Consider the following 20,104-nt stretch of genomic DNA (forward strand, 5'->3'; position numbering starts at 1 on the left):
CCAGGTCGGGGCCGGAGCCCAGCCGGAACCCGGAGCCCGGGCCGGAGGCCAGAAGGTCGGCCAGAGGCCAGGTCGGGGCCGGAGCCCAGCCGGAAGCCGGAGCCCGGACCGGAGGCCAGAAGGTGGGCCAGAAGCCAGGTCGGGGCCGGAGCCCAGCCGGAACCCGGAGCCCGGGCCGGAGGCCAGAAGGTCGGCCAGAGGCCAGGTCGGGGCCGGAGCCCAGCCGGAACCCGGAGCCCGGGCCGGAGGCCAGAAGGTGGGCCGGGGGCCCGGCCATGGGCGAGATCGGGTCGGGGATCCGGGGGCCGGGTCGCGGTTGGGGCTCGGGGCCGGGCCCTGGGGATCAGGGGTGGTCGGGGTGGTGGCTCAGGACGGGACGCGCCACGTGCTCAGGCGGCGTTCGATCGTGACGAGGATCTGGTTGAAGGCGAGGCCGATCGCGGAGATCGTGACGATGCCCGCGTACATCTGCGGGATCGCGAAGTTGAACTGCGAGGCGTTGATCAGGTAGCCGAGTCCCGCCTTCGCACCGATCATCTCGGCCGCGACCAGGACCAGGATGGAGACCGCCCCCGCCAGCCGGATGCCGGTGAAGATGACCGGCACGGACGCGGGCAGGATCACCTTCTGGAACAGCTTCGGCGTGGACAGGTCCATCGAGCGCGCCAGTTTCACCAGCGTGGGATCGGCGTTGCCCACGGCGCTGATGGTGTTCAGCAGGATCGGCCAGACGCACGCGTACACGACGATCGAGACCTTCGAGGTCTCCCCGATGCCCAGCAGCAGGACGAACACCGGCAGCAGCGCGAGCGCCGCCGTGTTGCGGAACACCTCCAGCAGCGGCCCGAGCAGCGCCGCCACCGGCCGGTACCAGCCGATCAGCAGCCCGAGCGGGACCGCGACCGCCACCGCGATGCCGAATCCGCCGAAGGAGCGCGCCAGGCTCGCCTTGCTGTGCTCGGCGAGCTGCCCGTTGCCCAGCAGCTCCCACCAGGCCTTGGCGACCTCGCTCACCGGCGGCAGGAACGTCGCGTCGACCAGCCCGAGCCGCGGCGCCGTCTCCCACAGGGCCAGCAGTGCGATGATCGCCGCCGAGCGCAGGGCCACCGCCCGCACGACGCGCAAGGCGCGCAGGGCCGCGGCTGTGAACGGTTTCCCGGGGGGCCGCGCGGGGGACGGTTGCGCCGCGGGCGCGAGGGCCCGTACCGCCGGCGGTCCGGCCTCTGCCTCCCTGTCCGCGTCCGTCTGCGCGTCCGTCTGCGCGTCCGTCTCCGCGTCCGCGTCCGTCTTGATCTCGACCGTGGTGCTCATACGGCCACCTCCTCCTTCTCCAGTTGCTGGGCGCGGGCCACCTCGTCGTGGAGCAGGGTCCAGATCTCGTGGCGGTAGCGGGCGAACTCCGGGCTGGAGCGCAGGTCCTCACCCGTGGCGCCGGTGGCCCGGTCGCCGAACGACACCGGTACGACCTGCTTGACCCGGCCGGGGCGGGAGGTGATGACGGCCACCCGCTGCCCGAGGTAGACGGCCTCTTCGATGCCGTGCGTGATGAACACGATCGTCTTGCCCGTGCTCTGCCAGATCCGCCGCAGCTCGTCCTGGAGGGACTCGCGGGTCTGCGCGTCGAGCGCCGCGAACGGCTCGTCCATCAGCAGCACGTCCGGGTCGTACGCGAGCGAGCGCGCGATGGCGACCCGCTGGCGCATGCCGCCGGACAGTTCGTGCGGATGCCGGTCCTCGAAGCCGGTGAGTCCGACGAGGTCCAGGAACTCCCGCGCCTTCGCCGCGCGTTGGCGGCGCGGAACACCGGTGGCCTCCAGGCCGAACTCGATGTTGCCCAGCGCGGTGCGCCACGGCAGCAGCGCGTACTGCTGGAAGACGATGCCCCGGTCGAGCCCCGGCCCGGTGACCGGCTTGCCGTCGAGCAGGATGCGGCCGGAGGTGGGCGGGGTCAGCCCGCCGAGCAGGTCCAGGAGCGTGGACTTGCCGCAGCCGCTGGGGCCCACGACGACCACGAACTCCCCCGACCCGATCTCCAGGTCGATCCCGTCGAGGGCGGTGAACTCCTCCTTGGCCCCGTTCCTGCTCCTGCTCCTGCTCTTCGTCGGGAAGGTCTTCGTCACGGACTCGAACACGATTTTCGCCATGGCGCCGGTCAGCCCTTCCCTTGTCCGTTGAACTCGTTGGTGTAGAGGTCGGTCGCCTTGAGCTGGCCCTTCTTGATCTCCCCGCGCTCGCCCAGCCAGTCGATCCACAGCTGGAACTCCTTGTCGGCGATCCGGCCGCCGGTCTCGCCGACCCCGTAGGAGTGCCAGTACTTGAGCGTCGAGGTGTCCTCGTTGCGGCCGCGCTTCTTGACGATCTCCGTCATCCGCGCGATGACCTCCTCGCGGGGGGTGGTGCGGGACCATTCGATGGCCTTGGCCACGCCGGTGGTGAAGGCGCGGACGGTGTCCGGGTTCTCCTTGATGAACTTCCGCGTCATCACGTACGAGCCGGCGCTGAACGGGCCGAGCAGCTCGAAGTCCTTGAACAGCGGCCGGATGCCGCCCGTGGCCAGGGCCTTGTCGCGGAGCACGCCGCTGAGGACGCCGACCTCGATCTGCTTCTGCCGCAGCGCCTGCTCGGTGTTGACGGGGGGCACCACGAGCGCTTCGACCTTCGCCGAGTCCGCCTTGGACACGCCGTTGCGCTCCAGGTAGATGTCGAGCAGGGCCTGGGCGTGCGCGCCCAGGGTGTTCATGCCGACCTTCTTGCCGATCAGGTCGCGGGGGGACCGGATCGGGCTGTCCTCCAGGACGTAGTAGCCGAGGTACGTGTCCTTGTCGGAGCCGTAGTAGGAGATCACGGACTGGATCTGGGCCTTGCTCGCCGCCAGTTTGACGATCGCGCCGTTGAAGGCGCCGCCGAAGTGGGTCTGGCCGGTGGCCGCGGACTGGATGTCCTGGGGGCCGCTGATGGTGTTGCCGACCCAGTCCAGGGTCACGTCGCCGAGGTAACCGAGGTCGGCGGCGAGCTCGGGGAGCGTGACCGCGCCGACGGCTCCCTGGTACTTCAGGGAAGTGACCTGGCCGCCGCTGCGGGAGCCGGTGGCGGTCGCCGTCCCGCAGCTCACCGCGGCCGCCGAGATGCCGAGCAGGGTGAGGAACTGGCGTCGGGAGGTGCGGGTGGTGGTGAAAGCTGCGGACATCGCGATTCCTTGTCGATCCGGATCGGGCGGGTCGGGCGGGTCGGGCGGGTCGGGCAGGTAGGACGGGTCGGGCGGGTGGTTCCGTACGGAGGTCAGTGCGTGGGGGCGAGCGCGGCGGCCCGGGCGGCGCGCAGGGCCTCGGCGAACTCGTCGACGGCCTGGTACAGGTCCAGCTCCGCCTCGGGCCGCAGCCGGTCCGGGCCGGCCCCGCGCTCGACGGTGGAGTCCAGGACGAAGCGGCCGGCGGTGACGTGCCGGGCGCCGAGCGCGGCGAGGACCGGACGCAGGGCGTAGTCGATGGTCAGGACGTGGGCGAGGCTGCCGCCAGTGGCCAGCGGGAAGACCGTCTTCCCGGCGAGCCCGTCCTGCGGGAGCAGATCGAGGAAGGCCTTGAGGAGTCCGGTGTACGAGGCCTTGTAGACGGGCGTCGCGATGACGATCCCGTCGGCTTCGGCGACGGCTTCCAGGGCCCGGCGGATCTCCGGCTCGCCGCGGCGCGCGGCGAGCAGATCGGCGGCGGGGAGGTCCCGGACGGCGAGCTGCGCCGTCTCGTACCCGGCGTGGTGCAGGCGGCGCAGCACGTGGTCGGCGACCACGTCGGTACGGGAGTGGAGGGACGGGCTGCCGGTGAGGGCGAGCAGCTTGGGCACGGAGCGCTCCTTGGCTGACGGGGCTGGCGATGGGGTGGGGTGGGGTGGGACGACGGACCGGGGTGGGCCGGCGTTGGCCGTTCGGGGCCGGCCGGTGCCTCGCGGCACCGGCCGGTACCCGTTGAGGTCTCTCGGATCAGGCTTCGGTGGCGCCGGCGGTGGAGGTGGAGGCTCCGGACGCGATGCCGAAGGCCGGGTCCGGGACGTTCTCCGGGCTGATCAGCCGGGACGGGACCCCGTCGGGCCCGACCGGGACGTCACCGTCGACCGTCACGCGGCGCAGGGTGCGCTCGTGGTCGTCGGAGTCGTCGACGCCGTAGTGCTGGGTGGCGCGGTTGTCCCAGATCGCGACGTCACCGGCCTGCCACTGCCAGCGGACGGTGTTCTCGGGGAGCTCGATGTGGGCCTGGAAGAGGTCCTGGAGGAGGCGCGAGTCGCGGCCGGTGAGACCGTTGATCCGCTGGACGAAGTTGCCGAGCAGCAGGGTGCGTTCGCCGGTCTCGGGGTGGACCCGGACCACCGGGTGCTCGGTGAGGAACGTGGTGGAGGTGAACACCTCGCGGTACTGGGCGAGCGCCTCGGGCAGGGCATCGGGCCGCAGGGCCGCGTAGTCGTACTCGTTGGAGTGCACGGCGCGCAGGCTGTCGGCGAGGACGCGCAGCGGCTCGGGCAGGCCGGCGTAGGCGGTGGCCGTGTTGGCCCACAGCGTGTTGCCCCCGTACGGCGGGATGGTGACGGCGCGCAGGATGGAGAAGGCCGGGTAGGCGGGGACGAAGGTGACGTCCGTGTGCCACTGGTTGGCGCGGGCTCCGTGGTGGGAGTCGATGCCGAGCGCGTAACGCCCGTCGGCGGAGGGCACGGTGGGGTGGGCGACGGGCGCGCCGAGCAGCTCGGCGAAGGCCTCGTGGCCGTCTTCGTCGAGGTGGTCCTGACCGCGGAAGAAGACGACCTTGTGGGCGAGCAGCGCGGCCCGGATCCCGGCGACGGCCTCGGCTTCGAGCTCGCCGCCGAGCCGGACTCCACCGATCTCGGCGCCTATGCGGCCACCGATCCTGGTGACGGTGAGGTCGGTGCGGAGGGCAGTGGACATGAGAGGCTCCTTGTTTATTTCCGCAGGGGAAGAAATGAAGGGAAGCGAGGACGGGGATCCGGCCGGGGGAAGACGGCTACGGACGAAGGGAGCGGAACGGGACGGCGTTCGACGGGCGGGCGGACGACCGGGCTCGGTCGGCCGGCAACGGGATGCGGCGGGCAACGAGGTGCGGCGGGCAGCCGCCGGTCGGCGACGGGGGCGAGCGGGCGGCGCATGGAGACGATCGGCCGGAACCGCGAAGTCCCGCCCCTGCGCACACCCCGGACGACGGGGTACGACCGCCCGGCCACCGGGACTCCGCGAGGCGAGGTCTCAGGGACTCGAGGCCTCGAGGCCTCAGGGACTCAGGGACTCAGGGACTCGGCGTCAGCGGCACGAGCACGGGAACAGGCACGAGCGCGGGAACAGGCACTGGCACTCACGAGCCCCGGCGCTCAGGGCACTGACGCTCAGGTCACCGGCGCTCAGGGCACTGACGCTCAGGAACAGCGCGGGGCCGTACAACGGCGGCCCTGACACTCGCCCGGCGCGGTACAGAGGCCGGGGGTGCGGAGCCGCGGGGCGAGGAACTCGGTCGCGGACATGTCCCGGAGACTGCCAGCGCCCCCACCCCCGGTCAACCCCGCGGAGCACCGCCGGCCGCCCCCTCCGACCTCCCCCACACACCCCTCATGACCTGCTCTTTCACGGATTTCCGCCACCTCCCGAACGGCCGAAACCCATGGCCTGATTTCACGCCCTCGCAACGCACCCGCCACGTACTGGAAGGCGGCACCCGGCCCCGCTCGCCCCGGCGGGGTCCCGGCGTCCGGCGGGAGACCGGCCCCGCTCCCGCCGGGCGGGGCGACACGGCATGATCGGGGCCACACCCCACCCCCCGGAGGAGCCCGCCCGTGCCCCCCACCCCCGGTGACAGCCGGGCCGCCGCCAACGCCGCCAGCGTGCTCCGCGCCGTCCTGGCCCACGGCCCCCTCGCGCGCAGCGACATCCCGAAGCTCTGCGGTCTCAGCCCGGCCGCCGTGTCCCGGCAGACCACGGCCCTGCTCCGGGCCGGCCTCCTGCACGAGCGCCACGAGCCCGGGCCGACGGCCGCGACGACCGGCCCCGGCCGCCCCCGCATCCCCCTCGACCTGCACACCGGTGCACTCGGCGGCCCCCTCGTCGCCGGGCTGCACATCGGTGTGCCCGCCTCCACCTTCAGCCTGGTGGACCTCCGCGGCCGCGTCCTGGCCCGCCGGGCCTTCCCGCACGCGGGCCGCTCCCCCCTCCCCGCCGGCATCGCCGCCGAGCTCGCCCGGTTCCTCCGGGACTCCCACCCCGCCGGCCGCCCCCTGCTCGGCGTCGGCGCGGCCCTCGGCGGCTGGGTCCGCCCCGCCGACGGGACCGTCGTGCGCCACGACGCCCTCGGCTGGCACGGGCTCCCGCTCGCCGCCGAGCTCTCCGACCGCCTCGGCCTGCGCGTCCGCGTGGACAACCACGCCCGCGCCGTCGCCCACGCCGAGATCCTCTTCGGCCGTCCCGAAGCCCGCTCCAGCATCCTGCACCTGTTCATCGGCAACGTCGTCGACGCCGCCTTCGGCATCGAGGGCACCGTGCACCAGGGCCCCGGAGCCGCCGCCGGGGACGTCGCACACCTTCCGGTGCCCGGTTCGCGGACCCCCTGCGCGTGCGGCCGTACGGGCTGTCTCCAGGCGACCGTCTCCGACGGGGTCCTCGGCGCCGAGGCCGTGCGCCGCGGCGTCGTCCCGGATCCCGCCGACCACGCGGTGAACCTGCTGGTCGACGCCGCCGCCACCGGCGACCCCCGCGCCGACCGGCTGCTGCGCGAACGCGCCCGTACCGTCGGCCGGGCCGCGGCCCTGCTCCTCGACGTGTTCAACCCGGCCGTCATGGTGGTCGCCGAGCTGGCCAGCATCCTGCACGACGGCTACCTCGACGAGATCCGCGACGCGGCCGGCGACCACGACCGCTACGGCCGGCGGATCGTCGCCCCGCACGCGGGTCCCGCCGTACTCCCGGTGGCCTCCGCGACCGTCCTCCTCGACCCGCTCTTCCGTGACCCCTCCCGACTCACATGAGAGGGCGAGATCACATCCGGTGGTTATAGGTCGTTCACAAGGACCCCCCTAACATTCGAGCCATGACGGTCCTGCCTGATGACGGGCTCTCCTTGGCCGCCGAATTCCCTGACGCGACGCATGAGCAGTGGCAGCGCCTGGTAGAGGGCGTACTGCGCAAGTCGGGCAAGGAAGTTTCCGGCGAGGCAGCGGAAGACGCGTTGTCCACGAAGCTTGAAGACGGGCTCACCACCCGCCCGCTGTACACCGCGCCCGAAAGCGTGCCCGACACCGGTTTCCCCGGTTTCGCGCCCTTCGTGCGGGGCGGCCGGGCCGAGGGGAGTGCCGCCTCGGGCTGGGACGTACGCCAGCGGATCGCGGGCACCGACCCCGTACGGGTGAACGACGCGGCCCTGGCCGATCTGGAGAACGGCACCACCTCGCTGTGGCTGGCCGTCGGCGACGCCGGCCTGCCGGCGGACGGCCTGGGCCGTGCGCTGGAGGGGGTCTACCTCGACCTCGCGCCCGTCTCCCTGGACCCCGGCGCCCAATACGCCGAGGCCGGCCGCGCCCTGCTCGCGCTGTACGCCGAACGGGCCGTGGCCCCCGAGGCCGCGCACGCCTCGCTCGGCGCCGACCCGCTGGGCCACGAGGCCCGGACGGGTGAGGCGCTCGACCTGGCGGAGGCCGCCGCGCTCGCCGTGGAAACGGCCGCCTGGCCCCACGTCCGCGCCCTGACCGTGGACGCCCTGCCGTACCACGAGGCGGGCGGCAGCGCCGCCGAGGAGCTGGGGCTGTCCCTGGCCACCGGGGTCGCCTACCTGCGCGCCCTCACCGAGGCGGGCCTGAGCACCGAAGCGGCCCTCGGCGAGCTGGAGTTCCGCTACGCCGCCACCGCCGACCAGTTCCTCACCATCGCCAAGCTGCGCGCCGCCCGCCGTCTGTGGGCCCGGGTCGCCGGGGCCTGCGGGGCTCCGGGGGCCGGCGCCCAGCGCCAGCACGCCGTGACCTCCCCGGTGATGATGACCCGCCGCGACCCGTGGGTGAACATGCTGCGCACCACCGTCGCCTGCATGGCGGCGGGCGTGGGCGGCGCCGACGCGGTCACCGTGCTCCCGTTCGACCAGGAACTCGGCCTGCCCGACGCGTTCGCGCGCCGCATCTCCCGCAACACCTCCACGATCCTGCTGGAGGAGTCCCACCTGGCCCGCGTGATCGACCCGGCGGGCGGCTCGTACTACGTCGAGCAGCTCACCGATGAACTGGCGCACTCCGCCTGGGAGTTCTTCCAGACCCTCGAAAAGGCGGGCGGCCAGGCCGCCGCCCTCCGCTCCGGGCTGGTCGCCGAGCGCCTCGCCGCCACCTGGGCCGCGCGCTCGAAGAAGCTGGCCACGCGCCGCGAACCCATCACCGGAGTCAGCGAGTTCCCGCACCTCTCCGAGAAGCCGGTCGTACGGGATCCCGCGCCGGCCCCGCTCACCGGCGGACTGCCGCGCGTGCGGCGGGACGATGCGTACGAGGCCCTGCGCGCGCGCAGCGACGTACACCTGGAGGCGACGGGGGCCCGGCCCACCGTGTTCCTGGCGGCCCTGGGCCCGGCGGCCGCGCACACCGCCCGCGCCACCTTCGCCTCGAACCTGTTCCAGGCGGGCGGCATCACCCCGGTCCACGACCCGGTGTCGGTGACCCCGCAGACGGCGGCCGCGGCCTACGCGGCGAGCGGCGCCGACGGCATGGCCGTGCTGTGCTCCAGCGACGCGCTGTACGAGGAGCAGGCCGAGGCGGTGGCCGCGGCCCTGCGCTCGGCGGGCGCGACGACCGTGTTCCTCGCGGGCAGGCCCGGCACCGCCGCGGCGGCCGTGGACGAGTACGTCTTCGCCGGCTGCGACGCGGTCGCCGTGCTGTCCTCCGTACTCGACCGGATGGGAGTCGCGCAGTGAGCACCCCCCGCATCCCCGATTTCTCCGAACTCCCGCTGGACGGCGGGGCCCCGGCCGCCGGGTCCGAGGACCAGTGGCGCACCGCGCTGAAGGAGTCCACCGGCTCGGGAGCCGCCGAGCTCCTGTGGGAGACCCCCGAGGGGATCGGCGTACAGCCCCTGTACACGGGCCGCGATCTGGAGGGTCTGGACTTCCTCCACACCTATCCGGGTGTGGCCCCGTACCTGCGCGGCCCGTACCCGACGATGTACGTCAACCAGCCCTGGACGATCCGGCAGTACGCGGGTTTCTCCACGGCCGAGGAGTCCAACGCCTTCTACCGGCGGAACCTCGCCTCCGGCCAGAAGGGCCTGTCGATCGCCTTCGACCTGCCCACGCACCGCGGGTACGACAGCGACCACCCGCGCGTGACGGGCGACGTCGGCATGGCGGGCGTGGCCATCGACTCGATCTACGACATGCGCCAGCTCTTCGACGGCATCCCGCTGGACAGGATGACGGTGTCGATGACGATGAACGGCGCGGTGCTGCCGGTCCTCGCCCTCTACATCGTGGCGGCGGAGGAGCAGGGAGTCTCCCCCGACAAGCTCGCCGGGACCATCCAGAACGACATCCTCAAAGAGTTCATGGTCCGCAACACCTACATCTATCCGCCGAAGCCCTCGATGCGGATCATCTCCGACATCTTCGCCTTCACCTCGCAGAAGATGCCCCGCTACAACTCCATCTCGATCTCCGGCTACCACATCCAGGAGGCCGGGGCCACGGCCGACCTGGAGCTGGCGTACACCCTGGCCGACGGCGTGGAGTACCTGCGGGCGGGCCAGGCGGTCGGCCTGGACGTGGACGCCTTCGCGCCGCGCCTGTCGTTCTTCTGGGCGATCGGCATGAACTTCTTCATGGAGGTGGCCAAGCTGCGCGCGGCCCGCCTCCTGTGGGCGAAGCTGGTCAAGCAGTTCGACCCGAAGAACGCCAAGTCCCTTTCCCTGCGCACCCATTCGCAGACCTCGGGCTGGTCCCTCACGGCGCAGGACGTCTTCAACAACGTCACCCGCACCTGCATCGAGGCGATGGCGGCCACCCAGGGCCACACCCAGTCGCTGCACACCAACGCGCTGGACGAGGCCCTCGCCCTGCCCACCGACTTCTCGGCGCGCATCGCCCGCAACACCCAGCTCCTGCTCCAGCAGGAGTCGGGCACCTGCCGCTCCATCGACCCCTGGGGCGGCAGCGCGTACGTGGAGAAGCTGACGTACGACCTCGCCCGGCGCGCCTGGCAGCACATCCAGGAGGTCGAGGCGGCCGGCGGCATGGCGCAGGCCATCGACGCGGGTATCCCCAAGCTCCGCGTGGAGGAGGCGGCGGCCCGCACGCAGGCCCGTATCGACTCGGGACGCCAGCCGGTGATCGGCGTCAACAAGTACCGGGTCGAGACCGACGAGCAGATCGACGTCCTCAAGGTCGACAACTCCTCCGTGCGCACCCAGCAGATCGAGAAGCTGCGGCGGCTGAGGGCGGAGCGGGACGAGGCGGTCACCCAGGACACCCTGCGGGCGCTGACGAACGCGGCCGAGCGCGGGGAGGGCAACCTCCTCGCCCTGGCGGTGGACGCGGCGCGCGCGAAGGCCACGGTCGGCGAGATCTCGGACGCCCTGGAGAAGGTGTACGGGCGCCACGCGAGCCAGATCCGTACGATCTCCGGTGTGTACCGCACCGAAGCAGGCGAGTCCCCGTCCCTGGAGCGCACCCGCGCGCTCGTCGACCGGTTCGAGGAGGCGGAGGGCCGCCGGCCGCGCATCCTGGTCTGCAAGATGGGCCAGGACGGGCACGACCGCGGCCAGAAGGTGATCGCCACCGCCTTCGCCGACCTCGGCTTCGACGTCGACGTCGGCCCGCTGTTCCAGACCCCGGAGGAGGTCGCCCGGCAGGCCGTCGAGGCGGACGTCCACGTGGTCGGGGTCTCCTCGCTGGCCGCCGGACACCTGACCCTCGTACCGGCGCTGCGGGAGGCCCTCGCCGAGGAGGGCCGCGAGGACATCATGATCGTGGTCGGCGGGGTCATCCCGCCGGCGGACGTCCCCACGCTCCTCGAGATGGGCGCGACGGCGGTGTTCCCGCCCGGCACGGTCATCCCGGACGCGGCGCACGACCTGGTGACGCGGCTCGCCGCGGACCTGGGCCACGAGCTGTAGGCGCCGCCGTGCCGCCCAGGATCGACATCACCGCCTACACGAAGGGCGTGCTCGACGGGAAGCGCGCGTTCATCGCGCGCGCGATCACCCTCGTGGAGTCCACCCTGCCCGCGCACCGGGCCCTCGCCCAGAGCCTGTTGACGGAGCTCCTGCCCCACGCGGGGCGGGCGCGCCGGATCGGCATCAGCGGGGTCCCGGGCGTGGGGAAGTCCACTTTCATCGACGCCTTCGGCACGATGCTGACGGGTCTGGGCCACCGGGTGGCGGTCTTGGCCGTCGACCCGTCCTCCACCCGGACGGGCGGCTCCATCCTGGGCGACAAGACCCGCATGGAACGGCTCTCCGTGGATCCCGCGGCCTTCGTCCGGCCGTCCCCCTCGGCGGGGACGCTCGGCGGGGTGGCGAAGGCCACCCGGGAGTCGATCATCGTGATGGAGGCGGCGGGCTACGACGTGGTCCTCGTCGAGACGGTGGGCGTGGGCCAGTCGGAGACCACGGTCGCCGGCATGGTCGACTCCTTCCTCCTGCTCTCCCTCGCCCGCACGGGCGACGGCCTCCAGGGCATCAAGAAGGGCGTCCTGGAACTGGCCGACGTCCTCGCCGTCAACAAGGCGGACGGCCCGCACGAGCGCGACGCGAAGTCCGCGGCGCGCGAACTGTCGAGCGCGCTGCGCCTGATGCACCCGGCCGACGCCGCGTGGACCCCGCCGGTCCTGACGTGCAGCGCCCGGGAGTCCACGGGCCTGGAGGAGGTCTGGAACCGCCTGGAACAGCACCGCCGGCTCCTGGAGGCGGGCGGCCGCCTGGCGTCGAAGCGCGCGGCCCAGCAGGTGGAGTGGACCTGGTCGATGGTCCGCGAGGAACTCCTGGAACGCCTCCGCTCGAACCCGGCGGTACGGGACCTGGCCCCGGCCCTGGAATCGGAGGTCCGGGCGGGCACCCTGACCCCCACCCTGGCGGCGGACCGCCTGCTGTCGGCGTTCACGGACTCCTGAGGGACGGCTCCCCTGGCCTGGCCTGGCCCGGTCGGGCCGGGCCAGGGGGCAGGCGACCAGGGCGCAGGCGTCCAGGGCGCAGGCCGTCAGGCCGTCAGGCGGGAACCAGTACGGACCCGCCGCTGGCGAGCACGCGCCGCAGCACCTGCAGCCGCTCCTCAGCGCTCCCCTCGGAGAGCAGCGCCGCGAGCACCGCGATCCGCGCCTGGGGCGCCCGCAGCGTGCCCGTCGGCACGGCCCCGGCCGCGACCAGGTCCACCGCACCCCCGTGGGTGTAGATCTCCGTCACCGGCCCGGCCGCGACCCGCGTGGTCAGCGCCACCAGCACACCGTCCGCGACGGCCGCCTTCACCGCGTCCACGACCTCCGGCGTCGCGTTCCCCGCGCCCGTCCCGACCAGCACGATCCCCCGCGCCCCCGCCGCCACCGCGGCGTTCAGCAGCACCGCGTCACCGCTCACGTGGTGCACGACGACATCCACCCGGGGCGGCCCTTCCGGGTCCTGCGGCATCGCCGGCAACGGCAGCGGTTCCGGCCGCACCGGCGTCCGCAGCACGGTGACCTTGCCGAAGCCGACCTTCCCCAGCAGCTCCTTCGACGGGTCGGCGAACGCGTCGAGCGCCACCGCCTGCGCCTTGACGGTCCCCCGGGCCGCGTGCACCCGCCCGGCGAACGTGATCAGGACACCGAGCCCGCGCGTCTTCGACGCGGTCAGCAGGGCGTCGTAGAGGTTCCCGGGACCGTCCCCGTCCGCCGCGCCCATGGGCCGCTGCGAGCCGGTGAACACCACGGACCGCGCATCGTGGTGATGGAGATCGACCAGGAACGCCGACTCCTCCAGCGTGTCCGTGCCGTGCGTGACCACGACCCCGTCCACACCCGGGTCGGCGAGCACCTCGTGCACGGTCCGCAGCAGGGTCAGCTGGTGCGCGGTGGTCAGCCGGGGGCTGTTCACGCTGAACAGATCGACGACCTCGACGCTCACCCCCTCGGGCAGCGGCGCGGTGGCCATGACCTCGGCCCCGTCGGCATCGGCCGCGAAACCGGAACCCTGCCAGCGGCTGGCTATCGTCCCGCCCGTACTGATGACGACGATGCGCCCCATGGTCCCGACCCTTCCCTTACACAGCCCGAAACGGCCCGCACACATTTTCTACAAACGGCAATGGTAGGCCGATCTACGCGCAACACGATTGCGATTTCACCCCGCTCCGCAATAAAACCTGAGTGATAATTGCGCGATGGATGCGATCGACAAAGAAATCTTGCGCGAGCTTCAGGCGGACGGCCGGCTCAGCAACCAGGAGCTGGCCCAGCGCGTGGGCCTCACCCCCTCCCCCTGCATGCGCCGGGTCCGCCAGCTCGAAGAGGAAGGGATCATCCAGGGCTACCGCGCGGTGATCTCCCCCGAAGCGGTGGGCCGCGGCTTCGAGGTCCTGGTCTCCGTGGAGGTACGCCGCGACCGCGAGGCCGTCGAAGCCTTCGAGGCCGCCCTCCAGGACATCCCGGACGTGATCGAGGCCTACCGCCTCTTCGGCAGCCCCGGCTGCCTCCTGCGCATCGCGGTGGCGGACCTCCGCGCCTACGAACGCCTCTGGATCGAACAGCTCACGGCCCTCTCGGGCGTCACGGAGGTCAACTCCCAGATCATCATGAAACGCATCAAGGAACCGACGGGTCTCCCGGTCTGACGGCCCGCCGCCCGCATTGACCGGCCGGCGAATGTACGGTTAGGGTCACCTAAGTCGATGTGGTGCGGCCCTTGGCCCCCGTCCCGATTCTTTTGCACACGCGGTGCCGCCAGGGGGAGTCGTCCTACCCATGCTGTGTACGAGGCTGACGAACGCGAACATCCTCACCATGGACCCCGGCCGTCCCTTCGCCCGGGAGCTGGGGATCTGGCGGGGGCGGATCGTGGGGCTCGACGAGGACGTGGCTTCGCTGCCCGCCCGGGAGGTCGTGGATCTGCAGGGGGCGACCGTGCTGCCCGGGTTCATCGACAGCCATGTGCACCTGGCCTGGGCCGGTCTGAAGCAGAGCACCCCGAGCGTCGCCCCGTGCGAGCGGGTCGAGGACGTGCTGGCGGTGGTGGCCGGGGCCGTGGCGCGGTCGGCGGGCGGGGACGGGGCCTGGGTCGATGTCATGGGGTACGACCAGCGGGCCCTCGGGCGGCATCTGACCGCCGCCGAGCTGGACACGGTCAGCCGCGGGCGCAAGGTGTTCCTGATGCACGACTCCGGGCACGGGTGCGTCGTGAACAGCGCGGTGCTGCGCCTGCTGCCCGCCGGCGTTCCGCACCAGGACGGCTTTCTGGCCGAGGGCGCGATGACCGCCGCCCGGCGGCTCCGGCTGCCGTACGGGCAGGAGGAGATCGCCGATGCCGTCGAGCGTGCGGCCCGGACCTGCCTGGCCGAAGGCGTGACCGCCGTCGCCGAGGCGGGCATCGGGGGCGGGCTGCTCGGGCACAGCCCGGTGGAACTCGGCGCCTATCAACTGCTGCGGGACCGCGGAAGGCTGCCCCTGCGGGTCCAGCTGATGCCCGCGGGCGATACGTTGCGTCCGCGCGAGGCACACCGGGAGGACGGGATCCCCCGCGCCCTGGACCTGGGCATGCGCACCGGGTTCGGGGACGACTGGCTGTCGCTGGGCGCGCTCAAGATCTACACCGACGGCGGGATGATGGCCCGTACGGCCGCGCTCACGGCCCCGTACGCGGGCACGGACCACACCGGTCAGCTGCAGGACGACCCCGACGTCCTCACCCGGCTGATCGTGGACGGCCATCTCGGTGGCTGGCAGCTCGCCGTGCACGCCATCGGGGACCGCGCCGCCGACCTCGCGCTCGACGCGCTGGAGCGGGCGCAGCGGCTGCGGCCCCGGCCGGACGCGCGGCACCGGATCGAGCACGCCGGGCTGATCCGCCCCGACCAGCTCCCGCGCTTCGCGCGCCTGGGCGTCAGCGCGGTCGTCCAGCCCGCCTTCCTGCACTCCTTCGGCGACGACTACGCGGACGTGATGGGCGAGGAGCGGGCTCCCTGGATGTACCGGGGGCGCGGGTTCCTGGACCACGGGGTGACCCTCGTGGGGAGTTCGGACCGGCCCGTCACGGACGGGGCCCCGCTCCGGGCCATCCAGTTCATGGTCGAGCGTGCCTCCGCCTCCGGCCGGGCGATCGGGCCGGACGAGGCGGTCACCGTCGAGGAGGCGCTGCGCGCCTACACGGTCGCCGGTGCGTACGCCTGCCGGTGGGACGACGGCGCCGGCAGCCTCGCCCCGGGGAAGCGCGCCGATCTGGTGGTCCTGGGGGACGACCCGCGGTCCGTGGATCCCTCCCGGATCGCCGGCATCGAGGTCGTGTCGACATGGGTCGACGGAAACGAAGCGACGGACGAAGGAAAGCTGTGAGCAGTCAGGTGAACGTACTGGAACGGTTCTCCCCCCTGTGGGAGGTGCCCGAGATGCCGCCGCGCTGGGTGATCTGGCACGCGGGCGCGGGCGACTCCTTCGTCTTCGACCGGGAGTACAACATGCCCGTCGACGTGGACGACACTCTCCTGGGGGAGGTCCTGTGCCGGATGCGCGAAGCCGGGGCCCCGGAAGGCGCCGATTACCCCGGCCGCCCGTGCGGATGACGGCCCCGGAGCACCCCGACACCGGCAGCGGCAGCGGCACCGGCACCGGCGTCCCGGCCGGGCACTGGCTCTCCTCCCCCGGGCCGGGGCTGTGGGCCGTGCGCGTGAGCCTGTACGCGGACCGGGCGCGGGAGTCGGAGGGACTGCTCGACGGCGGCGAACGGGCCCGGCTCCAGGGGTTCAGGCGCGCCGCCGACCGTGACCAGTACCGGGTCGCCCACGTCGTGCTGCGGCAGTTGCTGGGCGAGCGGCTCGGCCTGGATCCGGCGCGGGTGCGGTTCTTCCGCGAGCCGTGCCCCGGCTGCGGCGGGCCGCACGGCCGGCCGGCGGTGGCCGGCACACCGCTGCACTTCTCGCTGTCCCACGCGGGGGACGCCGTCCTGGTGGCCTTCGCGGACAGCCCCGTCGGCGTCGACGTCGAGCGTCGGCCGGACCCGGCGCTGGCGGTCCAGGTCGCCTCCGAACTGTCGGAGGTGCTCCATCCCGCCGAGCGCGCCGAGGTGGCGGCGCTGCCGGCCGGTGAACGTCCCGCCGCGGTGGCCCGCTGCTGGTCCCGGAAGGAGGCCTACCTCAAGGGAGTCGGGATCGGCCTCGGCGGGAACCCGGCCCTGGCGTACGTGGGGACCGGCGCCGCCCCCTCGGCCCCGCCGGGATGGACCGTCGCCGATGTGCCCGCCTTTCCCGGATATGTGGCGGCACGCGCCGTGCGTACGGGGCGACTTGGCCCCAATGGCTAAGTAAGGCTAACCTTACTTAGATCGTTCCGCCGGGAGGCCCCGCCCCCGTACCCGCACACGGCGGAACCGAGGAAGGAACACCTTGACCACGGCCACGCTGCACCCTGCCGCCGCGCACGCCACTCCGAGGCCCCGCGACCACGCCCCGGCACCCGCCCCCGTCCCCGTCCCCGGGTTCACAGTGCGTCCGGCCCGCCGGGACGACGGGCCGGCGCTCGCCGCCCTCTCCCGGCCGTTCGTCCAGGCCGGGGCGCTCCGCGAACGCCCCCTCGCGCTCTACCTCTCCCGCGCGAGCGACTTCCTCGTCGCCCAGGCACCCGACGGAACCCTCGAAGGCTGCCTCGGCCTGCGCGAACACCCCGGCGCCGGCGTGCTGTACAACTTCTGCGTCGCGGCCCACCGGCAGGGCACGGGCACGGGCGCCCGCCTGCTGCACGCGGCGGTCGCCAGGGCCCGTACCCGCTCCCTGGCCACGCTGTTCACGGCGACGACCGGCAGCGGCCGCCTCTTCCTCGGCCACGGGTTCCGCCCCGCCTCACCGAGCCTGGCACCGGCCGACTGGGCGCGGTCCCTGGACCCCGCCCGGGGGGCGCGCGTCCTGGCCCGCGCCCTGTAGGGGGCCACGGCGGGGACGGCGGAGGGGCAGGGACGGCGACGGGGGCGGGCGTGGCGCCGGGGTTTGTGCGGGCTGCCGGGTCATGATGACGCCGTGCGACTTGATCATGTGTCCTATGCGGTGGCCCGCGACAGCTTCGTCTCCACCGTCCAGTGGATCGGATCGGCGCTCGGCGCCGGGTTCGTCGACGGGGGTGTGCACCCACGGTTCGGCACCCGCAATTTCATCCTCCCGCTGAGCGGCGGCACCTACGTCGAGGTGGTCACCACGCTCGACCACCCCGCCGCCGACCGCGCGCCCTTCGGCCAGGCGGTCGCCCGCCGCGCCGCCGAGGGCGGCGGCTGGCTCGGCTGGGTGGTCTCCGTCGATGACATCGCCCCGGTCGAGGCCCGCCTCGGCCGCACCTCGGACGAGGGGCACCGGGTCCGCCCCGACGGGTTCGACCTGAGGTGGAAGCAGATCGGCGTGCGGGAACTGATGGAGGACCCGCAACTGCCCTTCTTCCTGGAGTGGGCGGTCCCCCTCGAGGAGCGCCCGAGCGCCGACCCTCGGACCTCCACCACCATCCAGGGGGTCTCCATCGCCGGCGACGCCGCCTCCATCGCCGCGTTCCTCGGCGAACCGGCCGACCACCCCCTCGACCAGATCGACGTCACCTGGGTCGAGGAGGAGGAGCCGGGCCTGGTCTCGGTCGAGTTCGCCACCGCCCACGGCCCGGTCACCATCTGACCTCTGGCCCACGGGTCCTACGGGACCTGCGCGCTACGGACCTGCGCGCCACGCGGCCCGCCCGCGCTACGGGGCCCGCGCGCTAAGGAGCCCGCCCGCTACGCCGCGTCGAGGATCCCCGGCAGCGCCGCGAGCAGGGCGTCGGCCCGCTCCCGCGGCAGCGTCAGGGCGGGGGCCAGCCGTACGACGCCCGCGCCCGCCGCGTTGACGAGGAACCCGGCGTCCTGCGCGGCCCGCTGGACCCGCGCGGCGACCGGCTCGGCGAGGGCGATGCCCAGGAGCAGACCGGCGCCCCGGACGTCGCGGACCAGGGGGTGGTCCAGTGCCTCGATGCCGAGCCTCAGCCGCTCCCCCAACCTCGCGGCATGCGCGAGCAGCCCTTCCTTCCCGATGGTCTCCAGGACGGCGAGCCCGGCCGCGCACGCGACCGGATTGCCGCCGAAGGTGGAGCCGTGTTGACCGGGGGTCAGCAGCTCGGCGGCGGCGCCGAAGGCGACCGTGGCACCGATCGGCAGGCCGCCGCCCAGCCCCTTGGCGAGGGTGATCACGTCCGGCTCGGCTCCCGGCTCCGCCTGGTGCGCGAACCAGTGGCCGGTGCGGCCGATCCCGGTCTGCACTTCGTCCAGGACGAGCAGGGTGCCGGTGGCGCGGGTGATCTCGCGGGCCGCCCGCAGGTAGCCCGGCGGCGCCGGGACGACCCCGGCCTCGCCCTGCAGGGGTTCGAGCACGACCGCGGCCGTGTGCTCCGTGACGGCCGCGCGCAGCGCCCGCGCGTCCCCGTAGGGCACGTGCGTGACCTCCCCGGGCAGGGGCAGGAAGGGGGCGCGCTTGGGCGGCTGGCCGGTGAGGGCCAGGGCTCCCAGGGTGCGCCCGTGGAACCCGCCCTCCGTCGCGACGAGGTGCGGGCGGCCGGTCCGGCGGGCGATCTTGAAGGCGGCTTCGACCGCCTCCGCGCCCGAGTTGGCGAAGAACACCCGGCCCGGCCGCTCCAGCAGGTCCAGGAGCCGTTCCGCCAGCGCGACGGCCGGCTCCGAGACGAACAGGTTCGACACGTGGCCGAGCCGGGCGATCTGCTCCTGGACGGCCGCGACCAGGGCCGGGTGGGCGTGCCCGAGGGCGTTGACGGCGATCCCGCCGGTGAAGTCCGTGTACGCGCGGCCGTCCTCGTCCCAGACCGTGCTGCCCTCACCCCTGACGAGGGCCAGCGCGGGGGTTCCGTAGGTGTCCATCATCACCGTGCGCCAGCGGTCGGCGAGCGGTGGCATCGTGCTCCCGGCCGGCGGCGGCGCACTGCTCTCGGCGGTCACGCGCCGTCCCCCTCCTCGCCCGGGTCGCGCGGACCGGGCTCGTCGTCCGGCACCACCGTGGTGCCGGGTCCGTCCTCGGTGAGGACTCCGCGCAGCAGCGCGTGCGGCGCCCGGCCGTCGATGACCTGGGCCCGGGCGACTCCGGCCCGTACGGCGCGCAGGCAGCCCTCCATCTTGGGGAGCATGCCGCTCGCCAGCTCCGGCAGCAGGGCGTCCAGTTCGCGGGCCGTCAGGCGGCCGATCACCTCGGTGCTGTGCGGCCAGTCCGCGTACAGTCCCTCGACGTCGGTCATCACCACGAGCCGGTCCGCCCCGAGGGCCACGGCCAGGGCGGAGGCCGCGAGGTCGGCGTTGACGTTGTAGACCTGGCCGTCCTCGCCGCGGGCGACGGGGGAGACCACGGGGATGCGGCCCTGCTCCAGGAGCGCGGCGATCGCGCTGCCGTCCACGTCGACGATGTCGCCGACCTGGCCGATGTCCACCGGCCGGCCGTCCACCCAGGCCGGGCGGCGCACGGCGGTCATCGTGTGGGCGTCCTCGCCCGACAGGCCCACGGCGAAGGGCCCGTGGGCGTTGATGGCGCCGACCAGTTCGCGCTGGACCTGTCCGGTGAGCACCATGCGCACGACGTCCATCGTCTCCGGCGTGGTCACCCGCAGCCCGGCCTCGAAGCGGACCTCCAGGCCGAGCCGGTCGAGGAGCGCGCTGATCTGGGGCCCGCCGCCGTGGACGACGACGGGCCGCAGGCCCGCGTGCCACAGCTCCACGACGTCCTGGGCGAACGACCGCTGCGCGGACGGGTCCACCATGGCGTTGCCGCCGAACTTGACGACGACCGTCCGGCCCTGGAGCTGCTCCAGCCAGGGCAGGTCCCGGGGGGCCGGCCCGGCGGCCCGCGCCGGCGTGTGCGTCCGCGTCGTCCGCACGGTCTGCGCCGTCTGCACTGTCTGCACCGTCCGCATCGTCGTC

The 20,104-nt window shown here is 73.5% G+C and carries 18 protein-coding genes; 10 read left to right on the forward strand and 8 right to left on the reverse strand.

What is annotated here, in order from left to right; all coding sequences use genetic code 11:
- Positions 1–366 precede the first annotated feature (366 nt).
- The 5 genes from ACWCP2_RS16375 to ACWCP2_RS16395 form a co-directional block, all read right to left on the reverse strand.
- Positions 367–1,311: an ABC transporter permease gene (locus ACWCP2_RS16375; protein ID WP_450909253.1), complete on the reverse strand. Its 945-nt coding sequence runs from the start codon at positions 1,309–1,311 to the stop codon at positions 367–369.
- On the reverse strand, positions 1,308–2,144 hold the full coding sequence (locus ACWCP2_RS16380) for an ABC transporter ATP-binding protein (protein WP_450909254.1): 837 nt from the start codon (positions 2,142–2,144) through the stop codon (positions 1,308–1,310). Before ACWCP2_RS16380 ends, ACWCP2_RS16375 begins: the two co-directional genes overlap by 4 nt.
- An 8-nt stretch (positions 2,145–2,152) precedes the next feature.
- Positions 2,153–3,187 (reverse strand): ABC transporter substrate-binding protein, encoded by a 1,035-nt coding sequence (locus tag ACWCP2_RS16385; RefSeq protein WP_450909255.1) that lies wholly within the window; start codon positions 3,185–3,187, stop codon positions 2,153–2,155.
- 92 nt (positions 3,188–3,279) lie between these two features.
- Complete coding sequence (gene ssuE / locus ACWCP2_RS16390) at positions 3,280–3,837, reverse strand: NADPH-dependent FMN reductase (protein ID WP_450909256.1); 558 nt, start codon at positions 3,835–3,837, stop codon at positions 3,280–3,282.
- Between the two features lie 136 nt (positions 3,838–3,973).
- Positions 3,974–4,927 carry a TauD/TfdA dioxygenase family protein gene (locus ACWCP2_RS16395; RefSeq protein ID WP_450909257.1) on the reverse strand — a complete coding sequence of 318 codons (954 nt, stop codon included), beginning with the start codon at positions 4,925–4,927 and terminating at the stop codon, positions 3,974–3,976.
- Positions 4,928–5,823: 896 nt separating this feature from the next.
- On the opposite strand from ACWCP2_RS16395, the gene ACWCP2_RS16400 reads away from it, so the two are divergent.
- The 4 genes from ACWCP2_RS16400 to meaB all read left to right on the forward strand — a co-directional run bounded on the left by ACWCP2_RS16400 (position 5,824) and on the right by meaB (position 12,114).
- Positions 5,824–7,008: an ROK family protein gene (locus ACWCP2_RS16400; protein WP_450909258.1), complete on the forward strand. Its 1,185-nt coding sequence runs from the start codon at positions 5,824–5,826 to the stop codon at positions 7,006–7,008.
- Between the two features lie 62 nt (positions 7,009–7,070).
- On the forward strand, positions 7,071–8,927 hold the full coding sequence (locus tag ACWCP2_RS16405; protein WP_450909259.1) for a methylmalonyl-CoA mutase family protein: 1,857 nt from the start codon (positions 7,071–7,073) through the stop codon (positions 8,925–8,927).
- Complete coding sequence (scpA, locus tag ACWCP2_RS16410; protein ID WP_450909260.1) at positions 8,924–11,119, forward strand: methylmalonyl-CoA mutase; 2,196 nt, start codon at positions 8,924–8,926, stop codon at positions 11,117–11,119. Before ACWCP2_RS16405 ends, scpA begins: the two co-directional genes overlap by 4 nt.
- Before the next feature lie 8 nt (positions 11,120–11,127).
- Positions 11,128–12,114, forward strand: coding sequence for a methylmalonyl Co-A mutase-associated GTPase MeaB (gene meaB, locus ACWCP2_RS16415; RefSeq protein WP_450909261.1), 987 nt, complete (start codon positions 11,128–11,130; stop codon positions 12,112–12,114).
- Positions 12,115–12,208: 94 nt separating this feature from the next.
- Here the strand turns inward: meaB and ACWCP2_RS16420 are convergent, their stop codons facing one another.
- Positions 12,209–13,219 (reverse strand): asparaginase, encoded by a 1,011-nt coding sequence (locus tag ACWCP2_RS16420; protein WP_450909262.1) that lies wholly within the window; start codon positions 13,217–13,219, stop codon positions 12,209–12,211.
- 136 nt (positions 13,220–13,355) lie between these two features.
- On the opposite strand from ACWCP2_RS16420, the gene ACWCP2_RS16425 reads away from it, so the two are divergent.
- From ACWCP2_RS16425 to ACWCP2_RS16450, 6 genes are all read left to right on the forward strand, one after another.
- On the forward strand, positions 13,356–13,805 hold the full coding sequence (locus ACWCP2_RS16425) for an Lrp/AsnC family transcriptional regulator (RefSeq protein ID WP_250742902.1): 450 nt from the start codon (positions 13,356–13,358) through the stop codon (positions 13,803–13,805).
- 130 nt (positions 13,806–13,935) lie between these two features.
- Positions 13,936–15,519: an amidohydrolase gene (locus tag ACWCP2_RS16430; protein ID WP_450909263.1), complete on the forward strand. Its 1,584-nt coding sequence runs from the start codon at positions 13,936–13,938 to the stop codon at positions 15,517–15,519.
- Entirely contained in the window at positions 15,516–15,746 is a 231-nt protein-coding gene (locus ACWCP2_RS16435; protein WP_450909264.1) for a hypothetical protein, read from the forward strand. The genes ACWCP2_RS16430 and ACWCP2_RS16435 overlap by 4 nt, the downstream gene beginning before the upstream one ends.
- Entirely contained in the window at positions 15,743–16,483 is a 741-nt protein-coding gene (locus ACWCP2_RS16440) for a 4'-phosphopantetheinyl transferase family protein (RefSeq protein WP_450909323.1), read from the forward strand. The genes ACWCP2_RS16435 and ACWCP2_RS16440 overlap by 4 nt, the downstream gene beginning before the upstream one ends.
- Before the next feature lie 181 nt (positions 16,484–16,664).
- Complete coding sequence (locus tag ACWCP2_RS16445) at positions 16,665–17,099, forward strand: GNAT family N-acetyltransferase (RefSeq protein WP_450909324.1); 435 nt, start codon at positions 16,665–16,667, stop codon at positions 17,097–17,099.
- 93 nt (positions 17,100–17,192) lie between these two features.
- Positions 17,193–17,828, forward strand: coding sequence for a VOC family protein (locus ACWCP2_RS16450; protein WP_450909265.1), 636 nt, complete (start codon positions 17,193–17,195; stop codon positions 17,826–17,828).
- 98 nt (positions 17,829–17,926) lie between these two features.
- Here ACWCP2_RS16450 and ACWCP2_RS16455 read toward each other — a convergent pair whose 3' ends face one another.
- The gene (locus ACWCP2_RS16455; protein ID WP_450909325.1) at positions 17,927–19,093 is read right to left on the reverse strand and encodes an acetylornithine transaminase; all 1,167 of its coding nucleotides are present in this window, start codon (positions 19,091–19,093) and stop codon (positions 17,927–17,929) included.
- A 38-nt stretch (positions 19,094–19,131) separates the two neighbouring features.
- Positions 19,132–20,097, reverse strand: a complete 966-nt coding sequence (gene argB / locus ACWCP2_RS16460; protein ID WP_450909326.1) for an acetylglutamate kinase — start codon at positions 20,095–20,097, stop codon at positions 19,132–19,134.
- Positions 20,098–20,104 lie beyond the last annotated feature (7 nt).

The sequence above is a fragment of the Streptomyces sp. NPDC002104 genome (genome assembly GCF_053593795.1).

Excerpts from the sequence above, each read along its gene's own strand:
- ACWCP2_RS16375 (WP_450909253.1), bottom strand. The coding sequence starts at position 1,311 with ATGAGCACCACGGTCGAGATCAAGACGGACGCGGACGCGGAGACGGAC.
- ACWCP2_RS16380 (WP_450909254.1), bottom strand. The coding sequence starts at position 2,144 with ATGGCGAAAATCGTGTTCGAGTCCGTGACGAAGACCTTCCCGACGAAG.
- ACWCP2_RS16385 (WP_450909255.1), bottom strand. The coding sequence starts at position 3,187 with ATGTCCGCAGCTTTCACCACCACCCGCACCTCCCGACGCCAGTTCCTC.
- ACWCP2_RS16395 (WP_450909257.1), bottom strand. The coding sequence starts at position 4,927 with ATGTCCACTGCCCTCCGCACCGACCTCACCGTCACCAGGATCGGTGGC.
- ACWCP2_RS16405 (WP_450909259.1), top strand. The coding sequence starts at position 7,071 with ATGACGGTCCTGCCTGATGACGGGCTCTCCTTGGCCGCCGAATTCCCT.
- ACWCP2_RS16420 (WP_450909262.1), bottom strand. The coding sequence starts at position 13,219 with ATGGGGCGCATCGTCGTCATCAGTACGGGCGGGACGATAGCCAGCCGC.
- ACWCP2_RS16425 (WP_250742902.1), top strand. The coding sequence starts at position 13,356 with ATGGATGCGATCGACAAAGAAATCTTGCGCGAGCTTCAGGCGGACGGC.
- ACWCP2_RS16430 (WP_450909263.1), top strand. The coding sequence starts at position 13,936 with ATGCTGTGTACGAGGCTGACGAACGCGAACATCCTCACCATGGACCCC.
- ACWCP2_RS16440 (WP_450909323.1), top strand. The coding sequence starts at position 15,743 with ATGACGGCCCCGGAGCACCCCGACACCGGCAGCGGCAGCGGCACCGGC.
- ACWCP2_RS16455 (WP_450909325.1), bottom strand. The coding sequence starts at position 19,093 with ATGCCACCGCTCGCCGACCGCTGGCGCACGGTGATGATGGACACCTAC.
- argB (WP_450909326.1), bottom strand. The coding sequence starts at position 20,097 with ATGCGGACGGTGCAGACAGTGCAGACGGCGCAGACCGTGCGGACGACG.